We start from the raw sequence: 12,643 nt of genomic DNA, 5'->3' as shown, positions 1-12,643 counted from the left end.
GGCGGCTGCCGGGCGACGCCGACGGGTCGGGCGATGCTGGTCAGAAGGCCGCCGTCAGGCGCCGGACCTGGGCCGCGCCGGACCGACCGACGGTCACGCAGATCAGATCGAATCGCACCGGCCGCCGGCCATGTCCCGGGTTGGCGGCCAGCCAGCCAGCGGCCAGCCGGCGGATCCGCCGGGCCTTGGCCGCGGTGACCGCTTCCTCCGGCGCGCCGTAGCGGTCACTGCGTCGGGTCTTCACTTCGCAGAACACGATGGTGTCGGCGTGCCGGGCGATGATGTCGATCTCGCCGGCCGCACAGCGCCAGTTGCGTTCGATGACGATGAGCCCGGCGTCAACGAGGTGCCGTACCGCACAGCGTTCGCCGTAGGCGCCGACGGCCTGCCTGATGTTGGTCATGTCCGGCAAAGTGCCCGGCGGTGCTGGCTCACGCCCGGTGCGGTACGCCGTGGTTGTGGACGGCGGGCTTGCTGTGGATGCCGCGAGGGCACCGGCCGCCGACCTGCTAGCGCCGGTCTACCAGCACCGGTACAAGATCGCCCGAGAGGTCAGTGGAGCGGACCCGAGTGGCGGCGGCGGTTGCGGTGACATACGGTCCCTGTCCGTGGACCCGAACCGAAACTATCCGGACGACCCCGATCCCCGGTGGTACTCCGAGCGCACCTACGTCGATCCGTCCTGGCAATCCACCGAGTCGAGCAGCGACCGGTTCGGTGACGATCCGTTCGGCGGCACCAGCCGGTACGCCAGTGGCGACAGCACCGGTGAACTGCGGGCAGCCCGGGCTGCCCGGGCGGATACGACGGAAGGTGGCCGGCGGCGCGCGGCGCCGGAACCGGCGTCGGCACCGCCGTTTGCTCCGCCGGCGTCGGCACCGCCGTTTGCTCCGCCGGCGTCGGCACCGCCCGGACCGGCGAGCGGTCCACCGTTCGCGACCCCGGAGCCCCGGTCGGAGCCGGGTCCAACGGTCGATGCCGGCCGGCGGTCCGAGTCCGCAAGGCGGCCCGACCCCGGTCGGCGGCCCGACCCGGCGCGGCCGGACGAGTCGGCTAGTTCGGTCGACATTCCCACCGGGCTCATGCCGCCGGTCACCCCCCGTCCGGCCGGTGATCCGCCGTCGATGGGGGAGTACGGCGGCCGGCGGGCACCGGTGGGCAGCGTAGTTAGCGACGGGGTGTACCGCAGTCGACGTCCTGCGCTGGGGATCCTGTTCGCCGTCCTGGTGATGATCTTCGAGGTGCCGGCGTTGCGGCTGTTGCTGGACGGAGCGCTGGCCGATCCGGCCGAGGTCGGCGCGGTGGTCGCCGGTACGGCGCTGATGATCGGACTGCCCGCGTTCGGTATCGGTCTCTACGCGCTGGCCACCGGGGCGACCAAGGTGGGTTCCCCGGTCGAGGCGTGGCTGCGTCCACCGACCGCGCATCTGCTGGTCGGCCTGCTGCTGTTCGTGGTGGCCGGACTCGCGGGCTGAACCATGCGGGCTGGCCGGGTCGTGACCCGGCGCAGGGCGTACACTTGACAACCGGCGACCGCCTCGTGCGGTCGACCTCGCGCGCCCTTCTCCCCGGCGACAGCCGTGGGGGCGACGGTCCCCTGGTCCTGATCATTCAGGCCCACCATGACCGCCGACCGGGCGCCAGGACGCCCGGCCGCCGGCCGGCGTGACAACCAGGGACGTACAGGGAGAAGACACCATGGCCGTGGTGACCATGCGTCAGCTGCTGGAGAGCGGTGTGCACTTCGGGCACCAGACCCGGCGCTGGAATCCGAAGATGAAGCGGTTCATCTTCACTGAGCGTAACGGCATTTACATCATCGACCTGCGCCAGACCCTCGACTACATCGAGAAGGCGTACACCTTCGTCCGTAACACGGTGGCCGACGGCGGCAACATCCTGTTCGTCGGGACCAAGAAGCAGGCGCAGGAGGCCATCGCCGAGCAGGCGACCCGGGTCGGTCAGCCGTACGTCAACCACCGCTGGCTCGGCGGCATGCTGACCAACTTCCAGACGGTGTACAAGCGACTGCAGCGGATGAAGGAGCTGGAGGCGCTGGACCTGACCGGCACCGCGCAGGGCTACACCAAGAAGGAGACCCTGCAGCTGTCCCGGGAGAAGGACAAGCTCAGCCGTACGCTCGGCGGCCTGCGGGACATGCAGAAGGTGCCGGCGGCGATCTGGGTCGTCGACACGAAGAAGGAGCACATCGCCGTCGACGAGGCCCGCAAGCTGGGCATTCCGGTGATCGCGGTGCTCGACACCAACTGTGACCCGGACGAGGTCGATTTCCCGATCCCGGGCAACGACGACGCGATCCGCTCCGCCGAGCTGCTCACCCGGGTCGTCGCGACCGCCGTGGCGGATGGTCTGATTGCCCGTTCCGGCAAGTCGCGTGGTGCCGAGGAGAAGCCGGAGCCGGGCGCCGTGGCCACCGACGAGCCGCTGCCCGAGTGGGAGCGCGAGCTGCTTGAGGGGCCGGCCAACAAGGAGAACGAGCCCTCGGCCGGCAAGGAAAACGAGCCCGCTGCCGCCGCTGCGGAATGACGACCACCCAAGCCGTCTGACGAGACTGAAGAGAGAGTCATGTCCAACTTCACCGCCGCGGACGTCAAGAAGCTCCGCGACCTCACCGGCGCCGGCATGATGGACTGCAAGAAGGCGCTGCAGGAGGCCGAGGGCGACTTCGACAAGGCCGTCGAGATTCTGCGGATCAAGGGTGCCAAGGACGTCGGCAAGCGGGCCGGCCGCACCGCCGCGAACGGCTTGGTGGCCCACGCCGGGTCGGCGCTGCTGGAGCTCAACTGCGAGACCGACTTCGTCGCGAAGAACACCGACTTCATCGATTTCGCGCAGTTGCTGGTCGAGCACGGCGAGCAGATCAAGGCCACCGACGCGGAGGCGCTGCTCAGCTCCACCCTGCCGGACGGTCGGCCGGTCGCCGACGCGGTCCAGGAACAGTCCGCCAAGATCGGCGAGAAGCTGGTGCTCAACCGGTTCGCCCGGCTCGACGGCACCGTCACGGTCTATCTGCACCGCAAGGCGCAGGACCTGCCGCCGCAGGTGGGCGTCCTGGTGGCGTACTCCGGCAAGGAGGACGAGGCGGCCGACGCCGACGCCCGCGGTGTGGCGATGCAGATCGCCGCGATGCGGCCGCGCTTCCTCACCCGTGAGGAGGTGCCGGCGGAGACGGTCGAGTCGGAGCGCCGGATCGCCGAGCAGACGGCCCGCGAGGAGGGCAAGCCAGAGGCGGCCATGCCGAAGATCATCGAGGGCCGGGTGAACGCCTTTTTCAAGGACTTCGTCCTGCTGGAGCAGGCCTCGGTGGCGGACAACAAGAAGACGGTCAAGAAGGTGCTGGCTGAGGCCGGCATCGATGTGACCGGGTTCGTCCGGTTCGAGGTCGGCCAGGCCTGACCCGGTCCGGGCCGGGTGTCCGGCGCGTCGGCCGGTCGGCGGCCGCGCAGGCAGGTCCCCGGTGAGGATCGAGACGATCGATCGACAGAGGAGGCCGTTGGTGTACGTGACAGGCACCACGGCCTCCTCGTTCCGTAGTGTGGGCACGAGGGTGAGTACGGCGGCGCTGAGGGCAGCTAACGAAGGGCGGGTCGGATGACGCAGGTAATGAGTGGACACACGCTGGCGGCGGACGACCCGACCGCGCCCCCACCCGGTCGGTCCCGGCGGGTGGTGCTGAAACTGTCCGGAGAGGTATTCGGCGGCGGAGCGATCGGCGTCGATCCGGATGTGGTGCAGGACATCGCCCGGCAGATCGCCACTGTCTCCCGGCTCGGGGTCCAGGTTTCGGTGGTGGTCGGCGGCGGTAACTTCTTCCGCGGTGCCGAGCTGCAGAAGCGCGGTATGGACCGGGCCCGAGCCGACTACATGGGCATGCTGGGCACTGTGATGAACTGCCTGGCCCTGCAGGACTTCCTGGAGAAGGAAGGCGTCGAAACCCGGGTGCAGAGCGCCATCACGATGGCCCAGGTCGCGGAGCCGTACATCCCGCTGCGGGCGATCCGGCACCTGGAAAAGGGCCGTGTGGTGATCTTTGGCGCGGGTGCCGGTATGCCGTACTTCTCCACCGACACCGTCTCGGCGCAGCGTGCCCTGGAGATCCACGCCGACGTGGTGCTGATGAGCAAGAACGGCGTGGACGGGGTGTACACCGCCGATCCACGGACCGACCCGACCGCCAGCAAGCTCGACACGGTGACCTTCGCCGAGGCGCTGCGGCGCGGGCTGCGGGTCGCCGACGCCGCCGCGTTCAGCCTCTGCATGGACAACGACCTGCCGATGTTGGTCTTCGGCGCGCAGGGCGACGACACGATCGTGCGCGCAGTCGCCGGCGAGCGCATCGGTACCTTGATCACGACCTAACCGGCCGGACCGTGCGGCGGATCCGTACCGGCAGGTGCCAGCAGGGACACCGGACCATCAGAAGGAGGCGACGGAACAGGTGATCGAGGAGACTCTGCTCGAAGCAGAGGAGAAGATGGAGCGCGCCGTCGAGCACGCCAAGGAGGAGTTGGGCGCGATCAGGACCGGTCGGGCCACTCCGGCGATGTTTTCCCGCATCGTGCTTGACTACTACGGAACCCCGACGCCGATCACCCAGATGGCATCCGTCGGGGTGCCCGAGCCGCGGATGGCCATCGTCAAGCCGTACGACATGTCGCAGCTCGCCGCGATGGAGAAGGCGATCCGCGACTCGGACCTCGGAGTCAACCCCAACAACGAGGGGACCCAGCTCCGGATCCTGCTGCCGCAGATGACCGAGGACCGCCGGCGAGAGATGATCAAGGTGGCGCGCGGCAAGGGCGAGGACGCCAAGGTCGCCATCCGCAACGTCCGTCGCAAGGCCAAGGAAGAACTCGACCGCATCGTCAAGGACGGCGAGGCCGGCGAGGACGAGGGACGCCGGGCCGAGAAGGAACTGGACGATCTCACCCACCGGTACGTGTCCAGCGTCGACGATCTGGTCAAACACAAGGAAACCGAGCTGCTCGAGGTCTGATGTCCTACCCCGAGACCGCTGGCGGCGATCAACCGGACGCTCGAACGAGGGCGCGGCACCCCGGCGCCGCGCCCGAACCGTCAGCTCCGGAGACCCGTAACGGCCACCCGCTGGCCGAGCGGTCCCAGCCGTACGGCGGCCCGAACGGAGTGCCCGGCGCCGGTTACGGTACCGCCGGTTACGGGGGCGCCGCGTACGGGGGTGCGGCCCATGGCGGTCCCCTCCCCACTGGGCCGTACACCGGTACCGGGGATTTCCCGAATGCCGGTTCCCACCTCGGCAACGGCGGTCTGCCCCAAGCCGGCGCGCCGACCGGCAACGGTCACGGCAACGGTCACTGGTCGACCGGGTACCGGGACGGCGAGCAGACAGAGCCGTCGACGGACCCGGACCCGCAGGTCGGGCCCGACAGCTCGGCAGCGCGTCGGCGGGCCGGCGCGCGACGCCGTCGATCCGGCCGGTCTGGTCCGGCCCGGCCGGCGACCGAGCGCTCCGACCCGGATCAGCCGCTGCCGGAGCCGACCGGCTCTCGTCGGGCCGGTCAGAATCCGTCCGGCGAAACCGGGAACGCATCGCCGGCTGCCGACCGTCGGCCGTCAGCCGGTCGAGATCTGCCGGCCGCCATCGGCGTCGGCCTCGGGCTGGTCGTCGTGGTGCTCGGTTCGTTGTTCCTGTGGCGGCCAGCCTTCCTGGTCGTCCTGCTGGCCGCCGTCAGCCTGGGCACCTGGGAGATGATCCGAGCGGTGCGCACCAGCGGCGCCCGCCCGCCGATGACCCCGTTGCTTGCCGGTGGCGCGCTGATGTCCGTGCTGGCCTGGCGGATCGGCCCGGATGCTCTGGCGCTCGGGCTGCTGGTGACGGTCCTGGCGATGCTGATCTGGCGGCTGGGCGACGGACCGTCCGGGTATCAGCGGGACGCGGCCACGGCCACGCTGATCACGGTCTACGTCCCGTTTCTGGGCGGTTTCGCCGCGTTGCTGGCCAGTCGGCCGGACGGCGACCTGCAGATTCTGGTCACCCTGGCCGCGGTGATCCTCTCCGATACCGGTGGCTATGCCGCTGGCGTCTTCTACGGCAGGCACCGGATGGCACCGACGATCAGCCCGAAGAAGTCCTGGGAAGGCTTCGCCGGGTCGGTGGCCGCCGCCGGGATCGGCAGCGCGGTGCTGCTGTTTCTGTTGCTCGACGTCATGCCGCTGTGGGGGGCGCTGTTCGGCGTGGCGGTGTCGGTCGCGGCTGTGCTGGGGGACCTCGGCGAGTCCATGCTCAAGCGGGATCTCGGGGTCAAGGACATGAGCAACCTGCTACCCGGACACGGCGGGCTGATGGACCGGCTCGACTCGATCCTGTTCGCGTTGCCGGTCTCCTACCTCGTGCTGTCGTTGATCGCGTTGGCCGGCTGAGCGGTCGTTCAGAAGGGGGTGGCCGGTCGATTCGCCCACCGTGGCGAGCTGGCCACGGCGGGATCGTGGGAGACTGGTCCTGCCATGAGAAGTCTGCCACTGACCCCGAGCCGTCCGGTGACCGCCGCGTCCGACGGTCGCCCCGCCCTGCCGCCCCAGCACCTGGCCGATCTCGATCTCGGCCAGCGGCAGACGCTGCTGGCCGGGCTCGGCCAGCCCGCGTACCGGGCGAAGCAGATCTCGACGCACTACTTCGGCCGGCTGACCCGGGACCCGCAGGCGATGACGGATCTGCCGGCCGCCGTCCGGGCCGGGGTCGCCGAGCGGCTGTTGCCGACCCTGCTCACTCCGGTGCGCGAAGACGCGTGTGACAGCGGTGCCACCCGCAAGGCGCTCTGGCGGTTGCACGACGGAGCCCTGGTGGAGAGCGTGTTGATGGGTTACCCGGACCGGGTGACCGTCTGCGTGTCCAGCCAGGCCGGGTGCGGGATGGCCTGTCCGTTCTGCGCCACCGGTCAGGCCGGGCTGACCCGAAACCTGTCCACCGCGGAGATCATCGACCAGGTCGTCCACCTCGCGGGAGTAGCCGCGGCGGGTGGCGTCACCGGGTCACCGCCCCGGCTGTCGCACGTCGTCTTCATGGGGATGGGCGAACCGTTGGCCAACTACGGCCGGGTGATCGCCGCCGTCCGCCGGCTCTGCGCGCCACCACCGGAAGGGCTGGGCCTGTCGCAGCGGCATGTGACCGTCTCGACCGTCGGACTGGTGCCGGCGATGCGCCGTCTCGCCGGGGAAGACCTATCGGTAACTCTTGCGCTGTCGTTGCATGCGCCCGATGATGATCTGCGCGACGAACTCGTGCCAGTCAACCAACGGTGGAAGGTCGCCGAAGTCCTGGACGCCGCGTGGGAATACGCGGACCGTACAGGTCGGCGGGTGTCCATCGAGTACGCGATGATCCGGGATGTGAACGACCAGCCATGGCGAGCCGATCTGCTGGGTCGATTGCTGGCTGGTCGCATGGCCCATGTGAATCTTATTCCGCTCAATCCGACTCCGGGCAGTCGTTGGGACGCCAGTCCCAAGCCGATCGAGCGGGAATTCGTTCGTCGGCTGCGTACAGCCGGCGTCGCGGTGACCGTCCGCGACACCCGGGGCCGGGAGATCGACGGAGCATGCGGGCAGCTCGCGGCCGCTGAGACGGCGTCGTGAGCTACCGGTGTGATCAGCGAGTGAATCAGGAGACGTAGTGGCGAGTCAGGGACAGCGCTTCCGGCGCCGGGCGCTTCGTCGGGGCTACAAGGTCGACGAAGTGGATGCCTTCCTCGACCGTGTCGAGGCCACACTCGCCGGCGAGCCGGTGGGGTCACCGGTTTCCGCACAGGAAGTGCACGATGTCGTATTCAGAGTCCGGTTCAACGGCTACGACGAATGGCAGGTCGACCTGCACCTGGACCGGGTGGAACGACAGCTGACCGAGCTGGAGGAGCGTGGCCCAGCCGGTCGTGGCGCGGACACCCGTGCCGGCCGCCCCGACCGGCTGACCCCGGCCGGGCGTGACGATCGTCCCGTGCCGTCGGCCGCCGCCGCGCTGCCGCCGCGGCCGATGCCCGGTCAGCCGGGGCCGATGCCCGGTCAGCCGGGGCCGATGCCCGGTCAGCCGGGGCCGGCCCCCGATCCGTACGGCCACTACGCCGACCAGCCGACCGGCAGTTACGGCCGCTACGAGGACCCCCGGGGCAGCTACCCGCCGGGAGCTCCGGCAGGCGGCCCGCCGGTCCCGGCACCGGGCGGGCCGCACCGCGGCTTCGGTCCCGGCCCGGACGGTCGGTTCGACGGCTTCGAGCAGGGCCGGCATGGCAAGGCCGACATGACGGCCGAGGTCTACTTCCCGGATCGGCGATCTGGCCCGTCCGGTCCGCCGCCAGGTGGACACCCCGGCCATCCCGGCATGGGTGGTTCCCCCGGCGGCCACCCTGGGATGGCTGGCGGCCACCCCGGCATGGGCGGCCCTCCCGGCGGTGGCCACCAGGGCATGGCGGGCGGCCGCCCGGCGATGCCGGGTCAGCCAGGCGTCGCCGGCTACCCGGGTGGGCCGGGCAGCCCCGGCCACCTGCCGGGCGGACCGGCGGGACCGTCCGGTGGTGGCAGCCTGCAGCGGGTGGACCAGATCCGGCGGACCTTCCAGGTCCGCCGGTTCGGCAGCGGCTACGACCCGGCGCAGGTGGACCGGCTGTTCGAGGAACTCCTTACCGCGATGGCCGGCCGGGGACCGATGCCGGTGGACACGGCGGAACTCGACACGGTGCAGTTCGGGCTGGTCACCGGCGGCTACTTCGAGGCCGAGGTCGACGCCGCACTGAAGGAGGTACAGGACATCCTGCAGCGCGGCCGGTGACCGCCGGCTGCGGCCGCCCTTGGCTGGATCAGCGCCAGCGGTCAGGCGCCGGATCAGCGCCAGCGGTGCGGCCCGGGCCCGGTCAGGAACGCAAGCCGTTGCGTCGTAGCACGGCGTCGCCGACAACGATGGCCAGCAGTCCAACGGCCAGGCCGATCAGCCAGATGTCCTCGACGCGGCCCTCATGGTTGCCGATCAGCATGGAGAGCAACACCAACGCTGAAACGACAGCACCGATCCGCCCCAACTTGCGATGGCCCGGCTTGTGCTGGTCGGGTGAGGTCACCGGCTCGGTTCCGGCCACGGCTGGTCCTCCTCTCGAACCGGCCCGTTCCGATGAACGGAGCCCGGTCACTCGCATGGATCCCGCCCAGTCTGGCATGGTGCCGGCGAGCGCGGCATCGCGACCCCGCCGTGGGACCCGTGCGGGAGCTGGTGGATCCGGACGTCGCCAGCCGGGGCGACTGCTGCCTCCGGTAGCGTTTCCGGCGTACACATCGCTTGTGACCGAGGGGGTCTGTACGGTGCGACTGACGGGAACCGGGCACGCCAGTATGCGGATCGACACGGCTGCGGGCAGCATCCTGTGCGACCCGTGGGTCAACCCGGCCTACTTCGCCTCATGGTTTCCCTTTCCGGACAACTCCCAGTTGGACTGGGAATCCCTCGGACAGGTCGACTATCTGTACGTCTCCCACCTGCACCGGGACCATTTCGACGCGGCGCACCTCAAGCACTTCGTGTCGAAGAAGGCGACCGTGCTGCTGCCCGAGTACCCCACCTCGGAGCTGGAGGACGAGCTGCGTGAGCTCGGCTTCACCAGCTTTCTACGGACAAAGACCAACGAGGTGGTCGAGCTGGACGGCGGCCTCAACGTCATGATCCAGGCGTTGACCAGCCCGACCGACGGCCCGATCGGTGACTCGTCGTTGTGGGTCGAACACGACGGCATCCGACTGCTCAACCAGAACGACGCCCGTCCCACCGATCTGTCGGTCTTCGCCGCACTCGGCCACGTGCACGCCCACCTGCTGCAGTTCTCCGGCGCCATCTGGTACCCGATGGTCTACGAGCTGCCCACCAACGCCAAGACCGCCTTCGGCAAGCAGAAACGGGAGCGCCAGTTCGATCGCACCTGGCGGTACATCGATGATCTAAAGGCATCGTACGTCTTTCCGATCGCCGGGCCGCCCTGCTTCCTCGACGACGCGCTGTGGCAGTTCAACGACATCCACGGCGACGAGGGCAACATCTTCCCCGACCAGCAGGTCTTCCTGTCCGAGTACACAAAGGTCGGCGGCACCAACGGAGTGGTGCTCCTGCCCGGTTCGGTCGCCGAGGTCACCGCCGACGACTGCCGCACCACGCACCCGCAGCCGGTCGACGAGTTCTTCGCCAACAAGCAGGCCCACCTGGTTGAGATGCGGGAGCGCAAGCGCCCGGTCATCGAGGCCGAGAAGGCCTCCTGGCGGCACCCGGAGATTGACGTACTGGGCGAGATGAAACGTCGTATCGAGCCGTTGCTGGAGGAGTCGGTCTACCTGGCCAAAGGGGTCGGCGGCCCGGTCCGGTTCGACCTGGTCGACTACGACGGCGAGTCGGTCGAGTCGATCGTGGTGGACTTCCCCGGCAAGCAGGTGCGGCCGTACGCCGACGAGAAGGTCCGCTACCGGTTCCGCACCGACCGGGCACTGGTGGAGCACCTGCTGCACACCGGCGAGGTCGACTGGGTCAACTCGCTCTTCCTGTCCTGCCGGTTCTCCGCCGCGCGGATCGGCCAGTACAACGAGTTCGTCTACGCCTTTTTCAAGTGCCTGTCCACTGAGCGGCTGCAGTACGCCGAGGGCTGGTACGCCGAGCAACGCCCGGACGCCGAGGACGTCAAGATCGGTGACTGGATCGTGCAGCGCCGCTGCCCGCACCTGAAGGCCGACCTGACCCGGTTCGGCATCATCGACGGCGATCAGCTCACCTGCCAGCTGCACGGTTGGCGGTTCGACCTGACCAGCGGGCGGTGCCTGACCAGCGTAGGGCACGAGATCCGGGCCCGCCGGGCGGGCACTCCGGCACCGGCGGAGTGCCAGATCCCGGCCGGCGAGCCGGCGGCGCAGGCCTAGCACCTGCCTGGCGCCGACGGCCTGGGGACCGCCGCGCCTAACGTCCGCCGCGCCCCAGGTCGGTGAGGATCCGCCGGGCGGCGTTGTGCCCGGCGGCGCCGATCACACTGCCCGCCGGGTGACAGCCGGCGCTGCCCGCGTACAGGCCGGGCAGCCCGGTGGCGTACGGCATCCGGTCGGTGAACGACACGGTGTTGTCCACGTGGTGGATGTGCCCTCCGGTGATGCCGAAGTGCGCCTCGATGCCGGGTGGGGCGAGCGGCACCGCGTCGGCGACCAGCGTGCTGGTGCCCGGCGCGTACCGGTCGCAGACGGCCAGCAGCTGTTCGACGTACCCGGGCAGCTGGGTCGACCACGACGAACCCGTCGGCTGCCACGGCACCGACTGGACGAACAACGCCGACGAGTGATGTCCGGCGGCGTCGCGCAGTGACGGGTCGGCCGTGGTATGCAGGTACCACTCGATGGTTGGCTCGGCCGGCAGCCGGCCGGCCCGCACATCGGCCCACATCGCCCGCAGCGCGGTCATCGGCGACTCGCCGCCGCCGGGCAGCAGCGACGCCGACCCGGGCAGCAGATGGATGGTGGCCCCGAACGGGCTGGGCGCGGCGTCCGGCAGGCAGCTGAACCGGGGCAGCCCGGTCAGCGCCAGGTTGACCTTCAACGTGCTGCCCGGCCGGCGGGTGGCGGCCATCCGGTCGGTCAACATGGCCGGCAGCGCGCCGTCGGGGGCCAGCTCCAGCAGCCGGTACGGGTCGCAGGCACCGAGCACCACCTCGGCGGCAACCGACCGGCCGTCGGCGACGACGACGCCGCTGGCGTTGCCGGCGTCCACGGTGATCCCGGTGACCGGTGTGTCGGTGACGATCCGCGCCCCGGCGGCTCGGGCGGCGTCGGCGAAGGTCCGCGACACGGTGCCCATCCCGCCGGCGGCGATCATCCAGGTGCCATCCGCGCCGGGCAGCCGGCACATGTTGTGGACCAGGAAGTTATGGCCGGTGGCGGGATCGTCCGGGCCGGCGGTCAGCCCGCTCAGCCCGTCGGTGACGGCGTACATGGCGACCAGCAGCTCGGAGCGGAACTCGAAGCGGGCCAGGTAGTCGGCGACCGAGCCGCGGACCAGGTCGATGAAGACCTGCCGCAGCGCCGGGCGGACGTAGCGCTGCGCGGTCTGCTCGACCGGCAGCGGCTCGGCCAGCCAGGCCGGTGCCAGGTCGTCGCGTAGCGCCGCCAGTTCGGCCTGCATGGCGTCGTCGGCGGCCACGTCGGCGGCGGAGAGAGTCGCCGCCATCTGCGCCCGGGTCGCGGCCCGGTCCGTGCCGAACAGCAGGTACGGCGACCCCGGCCCACCCGGGGTGGGCAGGAAGTAGTGCGGGTCGCGGCGCAGCACCGGGATGGTCACGTCGAGGGTGGCCAGCAGTTCCGGCGGCATCAGCCCGAGCAGGTACGAGCCGGTCGAGTGGCGCAGCCCTGGCACCCGGGTGAACGGCTGCTCGGTGCGGGTGGCGCCGCCGATCACCTCGGCCGCCTCCAGCACCAGCACGTTCAGCCCGGCCCGGGCCAGCAGGACCGCCGCGACCAGACCGTTGTGCCCGGACCCGATGACGACCACGTCGGCCCGGGCCGGCAGGCCGGCCGTGTTGGGCAGGTCCGCGCGGTCCGACGTGTCGGGTCGCGGTGCCGGAGACTGTGACGTACCCATGTCCCG

Annotated in this window: 12 protein-coding genes; 9 read left to right on the top strand and 3 right to left on the bottom strand. The window is 70.3% G+C overall.

The window, feature by feature from the left end; all coding sequences use genetic code 11:
* Positions 1-40: 40 nt before the first annotated feature.
* The gene (locus ACFHWU_RS08815) at positions 41-403 is read right to left on the bottom strand and encodes a YraN family protein (protein WP_416553068.1); all 363 of its coding nucleotides are present in this window, start codon (positions 401-403) and stop codon (positions 41-43) included.
* A 205-nt stretch (positions 404-608) separates the two neighbouring features.
* On the opposite strand from ACFHWU_RS08815, the gene ACFHWU_RS08810 reads away from it, so the two are divergent.
* The 8 genes from ACFHWU_RS08810 to ACFHWU_RS08775 all read left to right on the top strand — a co-directional run bounded on the left by ACFHWU_RS08810 (position 609) and on the right by ACFHWU_RS08775 (position 8,818).
* Positions 609-1,475, top strand: coding sequence for a hypothetical protein (locus ACFHWU_RS08810; protein WP_416590258.1), 867 nt, complete (start codon positions 609-611; stop codon positions 1,473-1,475).
* A gap of 223 nt (positions 1,476-1,698) precedes the next feature.
* Entirely contained in the window at positions 1,699-2,547 is an 849-nt protein-coding gene (rpsB, locus tag ACFHWU_RS08805; protein WP_416553065.1) for a 30S ribosomal protein S2, read from the top strand.
* A gap of 39 nt (positions 2,548-2,586) precedes the next feature.
* On the top strand, positions 2,587-3,417 hold the full coding sequence (tsf, locus tag ACFHWU_RS08800) for a translation elongation factor Ts (RefSeq protein ID WP_282229828.1): 831 nt from the start codon (positions 2,587-2,589) through the stop codon (positions 3,415-3,417).
* A 195-nt stretch (positions 3,418-3,612) separates the two neighbouring features.
* Positions 3,613-4,380, top strand: a complete 768-nt coding sequence (gene pyrH / locus ACFHWU_RS08795) for a UMP kinase (protein ID WP_370461410.1) — start codon at positions 3,613-3,615, stop codon at positions 4,378-4,380.
* Between the two features lie 79 nt (positions 4,381-4,459).
* Positions 4,460-5,017 carry a ribosome recycling factor gene (gene frr / locus ACFHWU_RS08790; RefSeq protein WP_123604413.1) on the top strand — a complete coding sequence of 186 codons (558 nt, stop codon included), beginning with the start codon at positions 4,460-4,462 and terminating at the stop codon, positions 5,015-5,017.
* Positions 5,017-6,420: a phosphatidate cytidylyltransferase gene (locus tag ACFHWU_RS08785; RefSeq protein WP_416568474.1), complete on the top strand. Its 1,404-nt coding sequence runs from the start codon at positions 5,017-5,019 to the stop codon at positions 6,418-6,420. The genes frr and ACFHWU_RS08785 overlap by 1 nt, the downstream gene beginning before the upstream one ends.
* Positions 6,421-6,504: 84 nt before the next feature.
* Positions 6,505-7,632 (top strand): 23S rRNA (adenine(2503)-C(2))-methyltransferase RlmN, encoded by a 1,128-nt coding sequence (gene rlmN / locus ACFHWU_RS08780; protein WP_416553060.1) that lies wholly within the window; start codon positions 6,505-6,507, stop codon positions 7,630-7,632.
* A gap of 37 nt (positions 7,633-7,669) precedes the next feature.
* Positions 7,670-8,818 carry a DivIVA domain-containing protein gene (locus ACFHWU_RS08775; RefSeq protein WP_416553058.1) on the top strand — a complete coding sequence of 383 codons (1,149 nt, stop codon included), beginning with the start codon at positions 7,670-7,672 and terminating at the stop codon, positions 8,816-8,818.
* 82 nt (positions 8,819-8,900) lie between these two features.
* On the opposite strand, the gene ACFHWU_RS08770 is transcribed toward ACFHWU_RS08775, so the two are convergent.
* Positions 8,901-9,179 (bottom strand): DUF2631 domain-containing protein, encoded by a 279-nt coding sequence (locus tag ACFHWU_RS08770; protein ID WP_416553056.1) that lies wholly within the window; start codon positions 9,177-9,179, stop codon positions 8,901-8,903.
* A gap of 163 nt (positions 9,180-9,342) precedes the next feature.
* Here ACFHWU_RS08770 and ACFHWU_RS08765 point away from each other — a divergent pair, with 163 nt between their 5' ends.
* The gene (locus ACFHWU_RS08765) at positions 9,343-10,935 is read left to right on the top strand and encodes a Rieske 2Fe-2S domain-containing protein (protein WP_416553054.1); all 1,593 of its coding nucleotides are present in this window, start codon (positions 9,343-9,345) and stop codon (positions 10,933-10,935) included.
* A 37-nt stretch (positions 10,936-10,972) separates the two neighbouring features.
* Here ACFHWU_RS08765 and ACFHWU_RS08760 read toward each other — a convergent pair whose 3' ends face one another.
* Positions 10,973-12,637, bottom strand: a complete 1,665-nt coding sequence (locus tag ACFHWU_RS08760) for a phytoene desaturase family protein (RefSeq protein ID WP_416590257.1) — start codon at positions 12,635-12,637, stop codon at positions 10,973-10,975.
* Positions 12,638-12,643: the final 6 nt, after the last annotated feature.

It is taken from the genome of Micromonospora sp. LOL_015 (genome assembly GCF_048060275.1).
In the GTDB taxonomy this organism is placed as follows: domain Bacteria; phylum Actinomycetota; class Actinomycetes; order Mycobacteriales; family Micromonosporaceae; genus Micromonospora_E.
Note: the sequence above shows the minus strand (reverse complement) of the source record. Positions and strands in the feature narration are given on the sequence as shown.